The organism is Flavicella sp., assembly GCF_037132785.1.
GTDB lineage: Bacteria > Bacteroidota > Bacteroidia > Flavobacteriales > Flavobacteriaceae > Flavicella.
In genome coordinates this window covers 14,815-32,747 of record NZ_JBAHZZ010000041.1, presented here as the reverse complement: position 1 = coordinate 32,747, position 17,933 = coordinate 14,815, and the positions used below count along the sequence as shown (strand labels likewise).

Here is a 17,933-nt window from a genome sequence, read left to right as displayed (position 1 = left end):
ACTGGAAATAACTCGACGTAGGAGAGTTATTCTATTTCAATAATGCCACGAAATAAAATCAATATTATAATCACTATATTTGAGTATTGAATCACTAAAAATTATTAACGCTTTGTTGCGTTACAACCTTGAATCCAAGCTTAGGGCTGTTTTTAGTTGCTCCATTTAGTTCTGATTTAAGGTATAATTTACTTTAAAACACAAAAATCTATTCCAAAACTGGCTTAGAGCAGCTCTTAAATTTATTTCCCTCACTCTCCAATTGCCTTAATTCATCATAATAGCTTTTGCTATCAATTCTTTAATCAAAAAAAAAATAAAAGTGATAAATTCTAGATATATAAAAACAGTTTATTTTGAAAACCCGATATTTGTAATGAATATTTTTTTATTAACAATAAAATTGCATTTATGAGTTGAATTCAGCTTTTTTTAAATTGATCTTTAAAAGATAGTATAAAAGCCAGGGAAAATTAAAGTTATTAGCCTTGTGAGATATTTATTTTGAGAGCCGAAGGAAGCTGATATTTGTCACATAACCGCAAATGTAACCGAACTAATTTTGCAATAGAATTCACCTATATGAATAATAATTTAATTAGAAAATACAATATTCCAGGTCCTAGATATACAAGTTATCCTACCGTTCCGTTTTGGAATAAAGAAGGGATTTTAATTTCTGAATGGAAAGAGACAGCAAAATTATCTTTTGATGAGTCTAATGAATCTGAAGGAATAAGTGTTTATATTCATCTTCCATTTTGTGAAAGTTTGTGTACGTTTTGTGCCTGTCATAAAAGAATTACCAAGCGTCATGAGGTAGAAAATTCATATATAGAAACTGTTTTAAAGGAGTGGCAATTATATGTGGACTTATTTGAAGAAATGCCAGTAATTAGAGAATTGCATTTAGGAGGTGGAACTCCTACTTTTTTTAGTCCTGAAAATTTACATAAATTGATTTCGGGGATTCTTACCGTTTCCAAAAAGCACCCTGAGTATGAGTTTAGTTTTGAAGGACATCCAAATAACACCTCAAAAGAACATTTACAGACATTATATGATTTAGGTTTTACTCGTGTAAGTTTGGGGGTGCAAGACTATAATGAAAAAGTACAACAGGCAATTCATCGATTGCAACCTGTAGAGAATGTAAAAAAAGTCACAGAGTGGGCTAGAGAAATTGGTTATAGTTCTATCAGTCACGATTTAGTTTTTGGTTTGCCTTTTCAAACTTTAGAAGATGTGTTGTTTACGATAAATAAAACAAATGAATTTAGACCAGACAGAATTGCTTTTTATAGTTATGCGCATGTACCTTGGGTAAAAGGAGTGGGGCAAAGAGGTTTTGATGAAAATGATTTGCCTGATAATGAAATAAAAAGATTATTGTACGAATCTGGTAAAAAATTATTAGAAGACTGTGGCTATAAAGAGGTAGGCATGGATCATTTTGCACTGGAGTCCGATTCTTTATATCAATCGTTTGTTCAAAAAAAATTACATCGAAATTTTATGGGCTATTCGGCAAATAAAACTCAATTGATGGTTGGTTTGGGGATGTCGTCTATTGCAGATTCGTGGTATAGTTTTTCGCAAAATGTAAAAACAATAAAAGAATATGAGTCCTTAGTAAATGCAAGTGATTTTCCTGTATTCAAAGGACATTTGTTGTCTGAAAAAGATTTGATTATTCGAAAGCATATATTAAATATTATGTGTCATTTTGAAACTTCGTGGGAATCAGACGAATTGCAGTTTGTTGAATTGCAAGAGACGCTTTTGAGGTTAAAAGAAATGGAATCAGATGGATTAGTACAGATTTCAGAATCCAGTTTGATGGTTCCTGAACATGCTCGTCCATTTGTTCGTAATGTTTGTATGGCTTTTGATTTGTTATTGCAAAAAAGTGGAGCTAAGAAAAATCTGTTTTCAAAAACTATATAAAAAGCTAATTGTTGTTTTGCAGAATGTTAAAGCTATGCGTAGAATTTATTGATTGATTTTATTGTAGATAATTCTGTGTTATAGATTGTGTATCTTTGCAAAATGCAAGAATTACGTTTGTCAAGTTGGTTGCCTACGACTAATAAGGAAGTTAAATTAAGAGGATGGACAGAATTAGATGTTATTCTTTTTAGTGGAGATGCTTATGTAGATCATCCTTCTTTTGGCCCTGCAGTAATTGGTCGTTTATTAGAAAGTTATGGTTTAAAAGTTGCTATTGTTCCACAACCATCAGTTCATGATAACTTACAGGACTTTGAGAAGCTAGGAAAACCGAAACTCTTTTTTGGAGTTACTTCTGGAGTAATGGATTCTATGGTAAGTAACTATACTGCTAGTAAAAGACAACGTGATAAGGATGCTTATACGCCAAATGGAGATAAAGGTTTTAGACCAGATTATGCCGCTTCGGTATATAGTAGAATTTTAAAAGATAAATTTCCAAATGTACCTGTATTAGTTGGAGGTATTGAGGCTTCATTGCGTCGTGTTACACATTATGATTATTGGGAGGATAAATTAAAACCCTCAATGTTGGTAGAATCTGGTGCAGATATGTTGGTCTATGGAATGGGAGAACAGCCTTTAAAAGAGGTGGTGACATTATTGCAAAAAGGAGTTCCTTTTGAATCTTTAACAACCATAAAACAGACTTCTATTGTCCGACTTAAAAAAGATGCCTTACCAGTAAATAAAAACTGGAAAGATAAAATTTTAAGCTCTCACGAAGCTTGTGTAAAAGATAAAAAAACATTTGCGGCAAATTTTAAAACTATAGAACAAGAGTCTAATAAGGCCTTTGGAGCAAGAATTTTACAGGGTTATCAAGACAGTACAATCATTATCAACCCTCCGTATCCTACCATGGTTGAAAAAGAAATTGATGCTTCTTTCGATTTGCCTTATACCCGCTTGCCACATCCAAAATATAACAAAAGAGGGCCTATTCCTGCTTTTGAAATGATTAAATTCTCTATCAACACACATCGAGGGTGTTTTGGTGGTTGTAGTTTTTGTACCATATCTGCACACCAAGGAAAATTTATTGCCAGTAGAAGTAAAGAGTCTATTTTAAAAGAAGTAGATAAGGTAGCTGGTATGCCTGACTTTAAAGGTTATTTATCTGATATTGGTGGTCCATCTGCAAATATGTATCAGATGAAAGGTAAGATTCAGTCTATATGTGATAAATGTGTAGCGCCTTCTTGTATAAATCCTGTGATATGTTCAAATCTAGATACCTCACATGCTGCAATGACCGATTTGTATCAATCGGTAGATAAACACCCTAAGATTAAAAAATCTTTTATCGGTTCTGGAATTCGATATGATATGTTAGTGCCTGAATTTAATAAAAACGCAGACCCTAAAGAATTAGAAGCCTATACTGAAGAGGTGCTTACCAAACATGTTTCAGGAAGATTAAAAGTGGCTCCAGAACATACTTCTGATCCTGTTTTAAAATTGATGCGAAAACCTTCTTTTTCGAATTTTCATCAGTTTAAAAAAATGTTTGATAAAATCAACCTACGCAAAAAATTAAATTTGCAGTTGATTCCTTATTTTATATCCAGTCATCCTGCAAGTGAATTAGAGGATATGGCTAACTTGGCAGCTGAAACTAAAGATATGGGTTTTAAGTTAGAGCAGGTTCAAGGTTTTACACCTACGCCAATGACGGTAGCAACAGTTATATATTACAGTGGTTATCATCCATATACTTTGGAAGAAATGAAAACTCCAAAGACAAAAAAAGAAAAGGAAGAGCAACACCGTTTTTTCTTTTGGTATAAAAAAGAAAATCAAGATTGGATTCGGAAATCTCTAACAAAAGTTGGACGAAAAGATTTGGCGGATCGTTTATTACCTGACAACCCGAAGTTTCATAAAAACAAAAAAGATTTCCATGTAAAGAATACATTTGATGATGCGATAGATTCTCCAAAAGGAAAAAGGAGAGGAAACAAGGCAAGACGAAATCAAGGAAAACAAGAGTTTGTTAGTGTGTTTGATAAGAAAAGTAAAAAAAACACTGATGATAAACCAAGATCTAAGAAAAGAAAACCAAAGAGAAGAAAGTAGTTTTGTTGCTGAAAACTGAGATTATCTTGGGAGGTTTTGTATTGTAAAAACTTGTAAAGAGTCTTTTATTTTAGGAAAAAGATACTGTTATAGTATCACTTGCTCTAAAATATAATCGACACCTCGGTCTTCGTTGCTTAAGGTTTTGTATTTCGCTATTTGTTTTACATTGGGGTGTGCATTTTCCATAGCAAAACTATAGGTTGCTTTCGCAAGCATTTTTAAGTCGTTGTTGTAATCTCCAAAGACCATGGTTTCTTCTTGTGTCACTCCCAACTTTTGTTGTAGTTTTGTAAGTGCATTTCCTTTATTTGCATCTGAATTAGATACATCTAACCAGTTTTTACCTGATACAGTCACTTGCATTTCATTTGAAAGGTGCGCTACTTTTGGTAAAATATAAGTTTCAGAACATTCGGGGTGATAAAATGCAACTTTGAAAAAAGTATCATCTTTCACATCGTTTAAGCTTTCTACAATTTTATAATTCGAGTAGAATTGACTAAAAACAGTAGCGAATTCGGGATTTGATTTTTCTATATAAGCACACTTTTTACCGCATAAAATAATTCCAATTCCTTCAATATCTCTCGCAAAGTCAATAGTGCTTAATAAGCGTTCAATAGGTAAAGTGTAGGTAAATAACTCTTTTTCTCCGTGCATGGCAAAAGCACCATTTTCTGCGATGATAGTGATTTCTTGCTTAAGAGGTAATAGTTTGCTGACAATGCTGTGGTATTGTCTTCCGCTAGCTGCTGCAAAATGAATGTTCTTTTCTTTTAAACCTTTGTAAATTTCAAAAAAACGATCACTAACCTCATGTTTAGAATTTAATAAAGTTCCATCCATATCAGTCACTACCAATTTTACTTTCGAGAAATCCATATATTCTAAATTTTATGTAAAAGTAAGTCTCTTAACTGATATAGAGTACGGTTTGTTAGGTTAATAAAAAGTAAAATAACAGAAGATTTAATGCGTTAGCAAGGAATTGAAAATTGTTGTACATTTGCCTAGATGAAAAACAATAGTATTTATAAAACTAAAGTAGAATTTCGCCTTGTAAGGCGCTATCGCTGCATGGGTACTACGTAATTTTTCTTCTTTTTTATAGAAGGAATTAGGTTCTCAGCCTAAAATTAAAGTTTTATTTATAACCCTTTTATTAAAATCATCATGCAATCCTTTTTACGTTTTTTTAACAAAATTTTTCAGAGTATATTTGTGCTGCTTTTAGCACGCTTGTATTCTTTAGGTTTTCTACGCCCTTTGGGGATTATTGAATTAAAAGATAGGTGAGTCCATCTTTGAAGTGTAAAGAATATGTGTTAAAAATAATTATAAGACAAGGAGTTTAGAGTGAAAATTGTAACAACAAATAGTTCCCATAACAAGTATGCAGAGGTGATTTGCGATACGATAGCCGATTCTGCAAAAGTGAGAGGTACGGGTATTGCAAAAAGGTCTCCTGAATATATTGTTAAGAAAATCGAAAGTGGGAATGCAGTAATAGCGCTTGATAGTGGTAAGTTCGCCGGATTTTGTTATATAGAAACATGGAGTAATAAAACCTATGTGGTGCATTCAGGATTAATCGTTCATCCAAATTTTAGAAATTTAGGATTGGCGAAGAAAATCAAGAAGAAAGTTTTTGAGCATTCTAAAAAAATGTATCCAAATGCAAAAATATTTGGAATTACTACAGGATTGGCGGTAATGAAAATTAATGCTGAACTAGGATACAAGCCCGTTACCTTTTCTGAATTGACTTCTGATGAAGCTTTTTGGAATGGTTGTAAAGCATGTCGGAATTACGATATATTGACAAGAAATGATCGTAAAATGTGTTTGTGTACGGGAATGCTACACGACCCTACTAAAGCTAAAAAAGAAGGACGAGCTTTTAATAAAAAAGTTTGGTCACGATTAAAAAAAATCAAACAAGCCTTGTTTTTAAATAAAAAATTAAAGAATGTTTTCGTTTTGACAAACAGGAACTAAAAAAGAATATTATGGATAAAGTAGTATTAGCATATAGTGGAGGATTGGATACATCTTATTGTGTGAAGTATTTGATCAACGAATTGAATTTAGAGGTACACGGTGTTTTGGTAAACACGGGAGGTTTTAGTGAAGAGGAATTAAAAGTAGTAGAGAAAAAAGCTTATGATATGGGAGTAACCTCTCATACAAGTAAAAATATTTTAGAAGAATATTATTCTAAGGCCATCAAATACATGGTTTATGGTAATGTGTTAAAAAATAATACTTACCCATTGTCCGTAAGTGCAGAACGTGTTTTTCAATCTATTGAAGTTGTAAAATATGCAAAAAGTATCGGTGCAAAATATATTGCTCATGGTAGTACTGGAGCAGGAAATGATCAGGTTCGTTTTGATATGATTTTTCAAACGATTGCTCCTGAAATAGAAATTCTGACGCCTATACGTGATTTGAAATTATCGCGTCAAGTAGAAATTGATTATTTGGTAAAACACGGTGTAGATATGAACTGGGAAAAATCTAAATATTCTATCAATAAGGGTATTTGGGGAACATCTGTTGGTGGTGTAGAGACTTTATCTTCTCAAAAATCTTTACCCGAATATGCTTACCCAAGTCAGTTGAAAAGAAACGATGAAGAACAGGTAACTTTGACTTTTGATAAAGGTCAATTTGTTGCTTTTAATGGTGAAAAAGACTGTCCTGTGAATAATATTCTAAAATTAGAGGCTATTGCTTCTGCTTTTGCTATTGGTAGAGATACCCATGTAGGAGATACGATTGTTGGAATTAAAGGACGTGTTGGATTTGAAGCTGCTGCGGCAACTGTAATTATCAAAGCACATCACTTATTAGAAAAGCACACTTTGTCTAAAGCACAACAATTGACAAAAGAATCATTGGCAAATACTTATGGTACTTATTTTCACGATGGTCAATATCTAGAGCCTTTGATGCGTAATATTGAGAAGTTTTTAGAAGATTCTCAAAAAACTGTTACAGGTGATGTGTTTGTAACTTTACGCCCTTATCATTTTATGGTAACTGGAATCGATTCTGAGTTTGATCTAATGGCTTCTAGTTTTGCAGATTATGGTGAAGAAAATAACGCTTGGTCTGCAGAAGACGCAAAAGGATTTATCAAAATTTACGGGATGCAAAACAAAATTTTCTACCATGTAAATAAAGATTTATTAGACGTGTAAAAGAGCCTTTAGCTTTTGGCTTTTAGTCTTTGGCTTTGATAAAATAAATGTAAAATGAGTTAATGGCTGAGAGCCAAAAGCTAAAAAGCTAAAATTATGATAAAAGCAGGAATAGTAGGTGGGGCAGGTTATACAGCAGGTGAATTGATTAGATTGATAAACAACCACTCTAAAGTCTCTTTAGATTTTGTTTACAGTACTTCAAATGCAGGAAATAAATTGTACGCAGTGCATACCGATTTGTTAGGTGATACGGAGCAACGTTTTACAGATACGATCAATACAGATGTTGATATATTATTTTTGTGCTTAGGCCATGGTAATTCTACTGCTTTTTTGCAAAAAAATACTTTTTCTGATGCGACTAGAATTATAGATTTATCAAATGATTTCCGTTTGAAAGCAGATGCTAAATTTGAAGGGAAAGATTTTGTATATGGATTGCCTGAGTTTAGTAAAGAAGAAATTATAGGTGCAAATTATATCGCAAATCCTGGTTGTTTTGCTACTTGTATTCAGTTCGGTTTGTTGCCATTGGCAAAAGCTAAAAAATTAGGGAATGATATTCATATCAATGCAACTACTGGAGCTACAGGAGCTGGAATTTCTCCTACGTCAACGTCGCATTTTCCATGGAGAGATAATAATTTTTCTGTATACAAACCTTTTACTCACCAGCATTTGGGAGAAATAAGGGAGACTTTAGAAATGTTGCAAGGATCGAAAACAGGAGATTTGTTGTTTATTCCTAACCGAGGAAATTTTAGTCGTGGAATTTTTGCTTCTATTTATACAAAGTTTGAAGGTACTCTAGAGGAAGCGAAAGACTTGTATAAAGAATTTTATAAAAACGCGCCTTTTGTGCATGTCACGGATGTACCTGTAAGTATGAAACAAGTAGTGAATACTAATAAATGTGCTATTTCTTTAATCAAACACGGAGATAAATTATTGATTTCTTCTGTGATCGACAACTTATTAAAAGGAGCTTCAGGACAAGCAATTCAGAACTTGAACTTAATGTATGGTTTTGAAGAAACTGAAGGCTTGCATTTAAAAGGAACAGCTTTCTAGAAATTAGCTCTTGGAAATTGGACATTAGAAAATTTATAATCAGTCAATAGAAAATAACTAAAGGCTAAAAGCATATATAAAATGAAATTATTTGATGTATATCCATTGTATAATGTAACTCCAGTGAAAGCTGAAGGCTGTTATGTATGGGATGAAAAAAATGAAAAATATTTAGATTTATACGGAGGGCATGGAGTGATATCTATCGGACATACACATCCGTATTATAAAGAAGTATTAGAAAAACAATTGAGTGCAATTGCTTTTTATTCTAATGCTATTCAAAACCCATTACAGCATGAACTGTCTGATAAATTAGGTGAATTATCTGGTTGTGGTGAAGATTATGAATTGTTTTTATGCTCTACAGGTGCAGAGGCAAACGAAAATGCAATTAAAGTAGCTTCTTTTGTAAATAAAAAATCCAGGATAATTGCTTTTCAAAACGGTTTTCATGGTCGTACTTCGGCAGCAGTTTCTGTTACGGATAATAAAAAAATTATCGCTCCAGTAAACTCTCATAACCCAGTAAGTATTTTAGCCTTAAATGATTATCAAGCGGTGAAATCTGAAATTGAAAAAGGAGATGTTACGGCAGTAATTATTGAGTCTATTCAAGGTGTTGGAGGGTTAGATGAGCCTACAACTGAGTTTTTACAAGCAGTTAGAAAGCTGACACAAGAACAAAATGTGTGCTTAATCTTAGACGAGGTTCAGTCTGGTTACGGACGTTCAGGTAAATTCTTTGCATATCAATTACACGACATCAAACCAGATATTATTTCTTTAGCAAAAGGAATGGGAAACGGTTTTCCAATTGGAGGAATATTAATAGCAAAACATATTAAATCTTGGCATGGAATGTTAGGTACTACTTTTGGTGGTTCTCATCTAGCCTGTGCTGCAGGTATTGCTGTGTTGGATGTAATAAAGGAGGAAAATTTGCTAAGAAATGTAAATGATATATCTGAATATTTCAAGAAAGAGGCTTCAGATCTCCCCAGTTTAAAACAAATCAAAGGACAAGGATTGATGCTTGGATTGGAATTTGATTTTGAGGTTGGTGAGTTGCGTAAAAAATTAATTTACGACGAGAAAATATTTACAGGAGGTGCAATGAATAAAAATTTATTGAGAATTTTACCTCCTTTGAACGTTACAAAACAAGACATTGATATTTTTATAACTGCTTTAAAGAAGTTGTTATAGGTTTAAATTTATAATTACAAAGTTCAATAATTACACGATAAAATGAAACATTATTTATCCATTCACAATTTACCAAGTATTAAAGATGCCGTTGCTGAGGCTATTGAATTAAAGAAAAACCCTTTGCAATTTCAAAATTTAGGAAAAAATAAAACCATCGGTTTGTTATTCTTCAACAATAGTTTGCGTACGCGCTTGAGTACACAAAAGGCAGCGTTAAATTTAGGAATGGAGCCGATAGTAATGAATTTTGGCTCTGAAGGTTGGCAGTTAGAATATGAAGATGGCACGGTTATGGATCAAGGGAAATCTGAGCATATTAAAGAAGCAGCTCAGGTAATTTCTCAATATTGTGACATCATTGCTATCCGTGCTTTTGCTGGTTTAGAGGATAAAGCAAAAGACGAGGCCGAAGAGGTTCTAGAAAGCTTTAGAAAATATGCGAGCGTGCCTATTTTAAACATGGAATCTTCTGTAGGGCATCCCTTACAAGCTTTGGCAGATGCCATTACCATTGAAGAGCATAAGCCAGCTAAAAAGAAATTAAAAGTTGTGCTTTCTTGGGCTCCACATCCAAAAGCATTGCCACATGCTGTAGGAAACTCATTTGCAGAAATGGCTTTGGCTCATGAAGATGAATTTGAAGTGGTAATTACACATCCTAAAGGTTATGAGTTAAATCCAGAAAAAACAAAGGGAGCTACTATAGAATACGATCAGAAAAAAGCTTTTGAGGGAGCAGATTTTATTTACACAAAAAATTGGTCGTCTTATAAGGATTACGGAAAAGTAGTTTGTACCAACAAAGATTGGATGATTTCTGCGGATAAGATGGCCGTTACAGACAATGCGAAATTTATGCACTGTTTGCCCGTTCGTAGAAATGTTGTTGTTGCAGATGAGGTTATTGATTCAGAAAATTCAATTGTTATTAAACAAGCGAATAATAGAACGTACGCAGCTCAAATAGTCTTAAAGAAAATATTGGAGAATTTATAAAACTCTTAGTTGTTGGCTTTTTGCTAATAGTTAATGGCTAAAGCTAAAAACGAAGGAAATGAAAGAAAAATTGACAATCGTAAAGGTAGGAGGAAATGTAATTAATAACCCTGAGGCTTTACTGGGCTTTTTATTGAACTTTTCAAAAGTAGAAGGGAATAAAATATTGGTGCACGGAGGAGGGAAAAGAGCTACCCAGTTGGCTGCAGATCTTGGTATAGAAGCTACAATAATCAACGGAAGAAGGGTTACAGATACGACTACTTTGGAAATTGTAACGATGGTGTATGCAGGGCTTTTAAATAAAAATATAACAGCTACTTTGCAAAAATTTAATTGCAATGCATTGGGCTTGTCTGGTGCTGATGGTAATTCTATTCAAGCGCATAAACGTATCGTAAAAGATGTGGATTATGGTTTTGCAGGTGATGTTGATGGTATCAACGAAACAAATATTGCTACTTTTATCAAAGGAGGAATGACTCCTGTTTTTTGTGCCATAACACATGATGGGAAAGGACAGTTATTAAATACAAATGCTGATACTATAGCTTCCGAAATTGCCGTTGGGATGTCAGATTTATACGATGTTTCTTTGATCTATACTTTTGAGAAAAACGGGGTATTGACTTCTGTTAATGATGATGAATCTGTGATTACAGATATCAATTCAGAAAAATATAAGCAATTAAAAGAGCAGGAAATTATTGCGGATGGCATGTTGCCTAAAATGGAAAATTGTTTTGATGCTTTACAAAAAGGAGTATTAGAAGTAATTATTGGGAATCCAACAGTGATCATAAACAAAAAACAATTATTTACTACATTGACATTGTAGAAATATCAATTACCTTGAGTGATTTTTGAAGTGAAACGTAAAAAATAGTATCGAAAATAAATACGATCCAATAAGATTATGTTAGAAAAATTACAAAACGAAGCATTAGAGTTATTACAATCTTTAATAAAGATTCAATCTTTTTCTAGAGAAGAGCAGCCAACGGCAGAATTGTTATTTAATTGGTTTCAAAACAAAGGAATTGAAGTGAAAAGAGATCTAGACAATATCTGGGCCGTCAATAAATATTTTGATAAGTCGAAACCCACTATTTTATTAAATTCACATCACGATACTGTAAAACCAAATGCTGCATATACTAGAGATCCTTTTGAAGCACAAATAGAAGACGGAAAATTATACGGATTAGGATCTAACGATGCAGGAGGTTGTTTGGTTGGCTTGATCGCTGCTTTTGTGAGTTTTTATGACAAAGAAAATCTAAAATACAATTTTGTAATAGCCGCAACATCAGAAGAGGAGATTTCTGGCGAAAATGGAATTGCTTATATGCAGCCGATTTTACCCAAAATAGATTTTGCCATCGTAGGGGAACCCACTTTATTGGATTTGGCAATCGCAGAAAAAGGTTTGGTGGTACTTGATGGGAAAATCACTGGAACTCCTGGGCATTCAGCTCATATTCCAAACGATCAGAATCCTATTTTTATGGCTTTAAAAGATTTGAATTGGATCAATTCTTATGAATTCCCAAGGATCTCAGACTCTTTAGGGATGGTTAAAATGACAGTTTCTCAAATCAATGCTGGAAAACAACATAATGTAGTCCCATCTGAATTAAATTTTGTGGTGGATTGTAGAGTTACAGATGCCTATTCAAATCAAGAAATAGCAACTATTATTGCTGAAAATACTGACTGTAAAGTAGTACCACGATCATTGCGATTGAACTCGTCTTTTATAGATCCGAACCATGAGTTTGTAAAAGCCGGTTTAAAGTTAGGAAAGAAAACCTATGGCTCTCCTACCTTATCAGATCAATGTCGACTGAATTGCCAATCTGTTAAATTAGGACCGGGAGATTCTTTAAGATCTCATTCGGCAGATGAATTTATTTATGTGCAAGAAGTATTTGATGGTGTAGCGTTTTATATTAAAATTTTAACCGAGATTGTTTAATTACTTTTTTGCTATCTCTGACGGTAAGAGTATAAATCTGTTTCAACACTTCAACGATTAATTAGTTACCCAAACCGCTATACAATATAGCTCTTCTACATTTCTCTTTAGCGGTGAAAACAGTATCTTTGTGGCAATACAAAAAGTACAGATATGAAACTTTGGGATAAAGGATATACGACGGATAAAAAAATTGACATTTTTACGGTAGGAAACGATAGAGAATTAGATTTACAATTGGCTAAATACGATGTATTAGGTAATATTGCACAGTCTAGAATGTTGAATTCTATTGGGACAATTACTGACGAAGAACTGAAAGGATTGATTTTAGAATTAAATAATATTCTGAAAACTGTAGAAGATGGAACTTTTACGATTGAAGATACTTTTGAAGATGTACACTCTAAGGTAGAGTGGTTGTTGACAGAAAAATTGGGAGATGCAGGTAAGAAAATTCATACCGCACGTTCTCGAAATGATCAGGTTTTATTAGATGTGCATTTGTATTCTAAAGATGCAATTTTAGATTTAAAAGAGTGGGTTAAAAAATTGTTCGATTTGTTGATTGAATTAGCTGAGAAATATAAAAATCACTTATTACCAGGGTATACACATTTACAAGTTGCAATGCCTTCTTCTTTTGGACTGTGGTTTTCTGCCTATGCAGAAACTTTGATTGACGATGTTTATTTCTTAGACGCAGCTTATAAAGTTGCAGATCAAAACCCACTGGGTTCAGCTGCAGGCTATGGTTCTTCTTTTCCGATTGATAGAGAAATGACAACTGAAGAATTAGGGTTTTCTACTTTAAAAGTGAATTCTGTAGCAGCTCAAATGGGAAGAGGTAAGTTAGAAAAATCTATTTCTTTCGCTATAGCTAGTGTCTCTGCAACTTTGGCCAAAATGAGTATGGATATTTGTTTGTATATGAGTCAGAATTTTGGTTTTGTAACATTTCCTGATGAATTGACAACAGGTTCAAGTATCATGCCTCATAAAAAAAACCCTGATGTTTTTGAATTGATTCGTGGTAAATGTAATAAATTACAAGCCTTGCCATATGAGTTGACTCTGATTACAAATAATTTACCAAGTGGATATCATAGAGATTTACAATTGGTAAAAGAAGGTTTGATTCCATCAGTTTCTACCTTGAAATCTTGTTTAGATATGATGGTATTTTCTTTAGGTAATATTATTATTACAGAAAATATTGTTTCTGACGATAAGTATAAATATATATTTAGTGTAGAAGAGGTAAATGCATTAGTACAGGCAGGAACACCTTTTAGAGATGCTTATAAAATTGTAGGAGCTAAAATTCAAAATGGTGAATTTAAACCCAATTTAGATGTGAATCATACGCATATTGGAAGTGTTGGGAATTTAGCACTCGATAGAATTATTGAGAAAATGGAATCTTTATATATTTAAAAGTTAGTATAGATCATCTTTGATAATCAGGAATAATCATTTTACTTGGTCGTTTATTGCTGCCGATAACTTTGTAGCCTGTGGCTGTACGATTTTTTTATCTCTAATACCAATTTTATTTTTAAATGACACACTAATGATTTGGAATATTTTTTATTCAGATATGGCAATAAAAATAGAAGCATAGCACCGCTATGGTTTTGTTTTTGTGTGAAATATGAATGAAGAGAGCATTATGCAACGGTCTTTTAATGTGGGGTTTTGAGTACTAAATTTAAAGTTTTGTGTTTGTTTATTATGTCCGCTTAAACTTATTTGTTATTTTTATCTCGACAAGAAACAAAACCAAAAACAAGTCTAAGCTTAGTGCTTGTCTGAAAATCTATCGATTTCCAACCCCACACTAATCTTATACAAAACCATTAGCAAACATATATAAAAATGACAGACTTTAATATTTTAGGTAGACCAGATGGTCTTGGAAATAGGATGGAGGAAATAATATTAGTTAGTGCATTTTCCTCCAAGGAAAATCAATGTTTCAATTATATTTGGAATAATAAATTTAAAAACAGGAGATACGATATTAATTTCACCTCTGAAAATGTAAAAATATCAAAAGAGAGCAATAAAAATATCCCAATTAAAACTTTAAATGAATTAGAATTAAACCTACTCACTCAGGATGAAATATTAAGGTCTGCGAAAAATATCAATCCAACTTTTAAAATTCATTTCGAAAATGAAATAAAACCTATAGGAGTTCATATACGTGGATCAGATAGAATTAATAATAATGACCACCCTCACTTCATGAAAAACAAAGAAGAATTCTTTTCTTATTTAGAAAAAGCAATTGAAACAATAAACAAGAAGTTCCCAAAATACATTTTTGTTTGTGCAGATGATCCTAGAAGTCGTGAGATTTTTATTGATAATTTAAATAGTGATATAACTGTTATAAACCCTGTTTATGATGATAGCATTAAAAATGAGTATGTCGATTTTTTCTCACTCTCATTATGCACAGAGATATACATGTGTTCTAAGTTTTCCACGTTTGCAATTACTGCTTCTATGATTGGAAACATCCCATTAATTGCATTTCAAATGGATAGAGATACCGCCAAAAGATATAAGGCTTTGTTTCAATATGAATTAAATATTCCACATAATGATGAACTCTATCTATCAATAACTGAAAACTATCCTAATAAATCACCTGTATCGAAAAGACAATATATTGAAAATAGAGCCAGACGTTTGCTAACACAGTGTAAAAATGCATTTTACACTAACCGTTAGGCTGTCTAATGCACCATCTCCCAAAAGGAACTAATTTCAATGAAATAAAAGAAAATTAAACAATAGACCAAGAAATTATTCACTATAATACCTCTCAAAAAATGGTGGATTTTGAAACGAAAAACGTCGCTTAGTATCTTTAATAATCAGCAACGACTTGTTGCGTTAGAACCTTGAATCCAAGCTTGCAATTGTACCTCAATGAATTTATATACAAACTCAATAGATGGTATTTTGGAGAAAAAATATTTGATAGGCTTGTTATTGCCAATATTACATCGTATGACTAATTATGGATATACAGAAATTAATTCTCTAAATATAAACCTAATGAATATAAAATAGTCATCATTGATAACGCTGGTTTTCATTCAACTAAAAATATTGAAATACCTGACAATATTTTTCTCTTAAGAATACCCTCCCTATATACCAGAACTAAATCCTTGTAAACAAATTCAGCACAAGTTTCAAAACCAAAATAGTTTTAGAAACGTTAAAAGAATAGGACAACTTCAGGTTGAGATTGTTTTTTTAAAAAATGTCTTGGCGAAATTGTTCTACAGAAAAGAGACAAAAGATAGATAAAACTTATCCAAGACTAAGTCTCCAAAACCAATGTAAATTATTATCCATTCACAGGTCTAGTATTTATTATCAACCAAAAGGGGGAATCTATGTTAAATCAAGAATTATACTATTTTGACATTCAAATGACTCATTAAATTCGTATTAATGAAAGAAATAGAAAGTTGCTCTAGAATATTTTGCATATTTAACAGCAAAATATTAAATCTTATAAAAACAAAAGGTAGAACTTAAAATTATTATCTTTAATTTGTAAATAGTCTATCGCTATTTTAGGATAAGGTATCATTAGGAACTTCAGATAGCTTAGAAAAAGAAACAATAAGATAAAAACAATGCGCTGGAAAATAAAAACCAACCCAGATTTACAAAAGGTAAAAGAATTGGCAACAACCCTTGGTGTGGAAATTCCTGTTGCAAAGTTGTTGGTGCAACGTGGAATCGAAACTTTTGAAGAGGCTAAATCTTTTTTCAGACCTAATTTAGTCAATCTACACGATCCGTTTTTAATGAAAGACATGGTGTTGGCCGTGGATCGAATACAACTGGCATTTTCTAAACAAGAAAATATTATGGTATATGGCGATTATGATGTTGATGGTACTACGGCTGTCGCTTTGATGTATTCTTATTTACTTACAGATTATAAACAGGTAACAACATATATTCCTGACCGATATAAAGAAGGTTATGGAGTGTCTTATATGGGAATAGATTTTGCTAGTGACAATGACATTACTTTAATTATTGCCCTAGATTGTGGAATCAAAGCCATCAATAAAGTGGCTTATGCAAAGAAAAAAGGAATCGATTTTATTATTTGTGATCACCATAGACCTGGTGATAAAATTCCTGAAGCAGTGGCAGTGTTAGACCCGAAAAGAGAGGATTGTAAATATCCTTATGATGAGTTATGTGGTTGTGGGGTTGGATTTAAGTTGATTCAGGCTTTGGCAATAAAAAAAGGACAAGATTTTGAAGAGTTAATACCTTATTTAGATTTGGTTGCAACTGCGATTGCTGCAGATATTGTACCCATGACAGGTGAGAATAGAATATTGGCATACCATGGATTAAAGGTAATCAATGCGAATCCTAGATCAGGAATAAAAGCAATCATTCAGCAACTAGATAAAAAACAACTGACTATTACTGATGTTGTTTTTGTAATTGCACCTAGAATCAATGCCGCTGGTAGAATGAAACACGGTTTAAATGCCGTAGAATTATTATCTGAAAAGAATTTAGTCAAAGCTATTGACTTTGCTGCTGCCATCGAAAAAAACAATGTAGATAGAAAAAAACTAGATAAAAAAATCACAGAAGAAGCCTTAGCTCAAATCATAGAAAATAAAGAAGAAGATAATTATACCAGTGTGGTTTATCAAGAAGATTGGCATAAGGGTGTTATAGGTATTGTAGCTTCTAGGTTGATAGAAACACATTATCGCCCTACATTAGTATTTACAAAGTCAGGAGATAAATTAGCCGCTTCGGCTAGATCTGTCAAAGGTTTTGATGTGTACGATGCTTTATATGAGTGTGCGGAGTTTATAGAACAGTTTGGAGGACATAAATATGCTGCAGGATTGACTTTAAAATTAGAAAATTACCACAAGTTCAAAGCCAAGTTTGAAGAGGTGGTTAAAAATAGTATTCCAGAAGCTTTAAGAACTCCTGAAGTACAAATAGATACAGAGCTGTTTTTGTCAGAGATTACACCGAAGTTTTATAGAATTATAAATCAGATGGCTCCTTTTGGTCCACATAATATGCATCCTGTCTTTATGGCTAGAGGGTTGAGAGATAATGGATATGGGAAACGTGTTGGGAGTGATCAGTCCCATTTGAAATTAAATATTTTCTCAGGAGCAGATAGTAAAACTTACAATTCTATCGGGTTTGGATTGGGAGATAAATTTTCTATGGTTAAATCAGGAAAATCATTTGAGGCAGCTTTTAATGTTGGAGAAAATTACTGGAACGGTATAACTTCTTTACAGTTGCTATTAAAGGATATTCGAGAAGAGGAGTTATGTTAATTA

13 protein-coding genes and 1 pseudogene are annotated in these 17,933 nt (G+C 32.7%); 13 read left to right on the top strand and 1 reads right to left on the bottom strand.

Features of this window, described 5'->3' with window-relative positions:
• The first annotated feature begins 582 nt into the window (after positions 1 to 582).
• A complete protein-coding gene (hemN, locus tag V5787_RS02635; RefSeq protein ID WP_336891733.1) occupies positions 583 to 1,947 on the top strand; it encodes an oxygen-independent coproporphyrinogen III oxidase in 1,365 nt (454 codons plus the stop codon).
• 102 nt (positions 1,948 to 2,049) lie between these two features.
• Positions 2,050 to 4,089: a YgiQ family radical SAM protein gene (locus tag V5787_RS02630; protein ID WP_336891732.1), complete on the top strand. Its 2,040-nt coding sequence runs from the start codon at positions 2,050 to 2,052 to the stop codon at positions 4,087 to 4,089.
• Between the two features lie 87 nt (positions 4,090 to 4,176).
• On the opposite strand, the gene V5787_RS02625 is transcribed toward V5787_RS02630, so the two are convergent.
• Positions 4,177 to 4,974, bottom strand: coding sequence for an HAD family hydrolase (locus tag V5787_RS02625; protein ID WP_336891731.1), 798 nt, complete (start codon positions 4,972 to 4,974; stop codon positions 4,177 to 4,179).
• A 474-nt stretch (positions 4,975 to 5,448) separates the two neighbouring features.
• Between V5787_RS02625 and V5787_RS02620 the strand changes: the two genes are divergently transcribed.
• From V5787_RS02620 to recJ, 11 genes and pseudogenes are all read left to right on the top strand, one after another.
• Positions 5,449 to 6,090 carry a GNAT family N-acetyltransferase gene (locus V5787_RS02620; protein ID WP_336891730.1) on the top strand — a complete coding sequence of 214 codons (642 nt, stop codon included), beginning with the start codon at positions 5,449 to 5,451 and terminating at the stop codon, positions 6,088 to 6,090.
• 11 nt (positions 6,091 to 6,101) lie between these two features.
• Complete coding sequence (locus V5787_RS02615; protein ID WP_336891729.1) at positions 6,102 to 7,298, top strand: argininosuccinate synthase domain-containing protein; 1,197 nt, start codon at positions 6,102 to 6,104, stop codon at positions 7,296 to 7,298.
• A 96-nt stretch (positions 7,299 to 7,394) separates the two neighbouring features.
• Positions 7,395 to 8,372, top strand: a complete 978-nt coding sequence (gene argC / locus V5787_RS02610) for an N-acetyl-gamma-glutamyl-phosphate reductase (RefSeq protein ID WP_336891728.1) — start codon at positions 7,395 to 7,397, stop codon at positions 8,370 to 8,372.
• Between the two features lie 81 nt (positions 8,373 to 8,453).
• Positions 8,454 to 9,581, top strand: a complete 1,128-nt coding sequence (locus V5787_RS02605; RefSeq protein WP_336891727.1) for an aminotransferase class III-fold pyridoxal phosphate-dependent enzyme — start codon at positions 8,454 to 8,456, stop codon at positions 9,579 to 9,581.
• 42 nt (positions 9,582 to 9,623) lie between these two features.
• Entirely contained in the window at positions 9,624 to 10,580 is a 957-nt protein-coding gene (locus V5787_RS02600; protein WP_336891726.1) for an N-acetylornithine carbamoyltransferase, read from the top strand.
• 58 nt (positions 10,581 to 10,638) lie between these two features.
• Positions 10,639 to 11,418 carry an acetylglutamate kinase gene (gene argB / locus V5787_RS02595; RefSeq protein WP_336891725.1) on the top strand — a complete coding sequence of 260 codons (780 nt, stop codon included), beginning with the start codon at positions 10,639 to 10,641 and terminating at the stop codon, positions 11,416 to 11,418.
• Positions 11,419 to 11,496: 78 nt separating this feature from the next.
• The gene (locus V5787_RS02590; RefSeq protein WP_336891724.1) at positions 11,497 to 12,558 is read left to right on the top strand and encodes a M20 family metallo-hydrolase; all 1,062 of its coding nucleotides are present in this window, start codon (positions 11,497 to 11,499) and stop codon (positions 12,556 to 12,558) included.
• Between the two features lie 153 nt (positions 12,559 to 12,711).
• Positions 12,712 to 13,995, top strand: coding sequence for an argininosuccinate lyase (gene argH, locus V5787_RS02585; protein ID WP_336891723.1), 1,284 nt, complete (start codon positions 12,712 to 12,714; stop codon positions 13,993 to 13,995).
• A 441-nt stretch (positions 13,996 to 14,436) separates the two neighbouring features.
• Positions 14,437 to 15,300: an alpha-1,2-fucosyltransferase gene (locus tag V5787_RS02580; protein WP_336891722.1), complete on the top strand. Its 864-nt coding sequence runs from the start codon at positions 14,437 to 14,439 to the stop codon at positions 15,298 to 15,300.
• Between the two features lie 185 nt (positions 15,301 to 15,485).
• Positions 15,486 to 15,590: pseudogene (locus tag V5787_RS02575) on the top strand (IS1595 family transposase); the annotation flags it as partial.
• A 633-nt stretch (positions 15,591 to 16,223) separates the two neighbouring features.
• Positions 16,224 to 17,930, top strand: a complete 1,707-nt coding sequence (recJ, locus tag V5787_RS02570; protein ID WP_336891721.1) for a single-stranded-DNA-specific exonuclease RecJ — start codon at positions 16,224 to 16,226, stop codon at positions 17,928 to 17,930.
• Positions 17,931 to 17,933 lie beyond the last annotated feature (3 nt).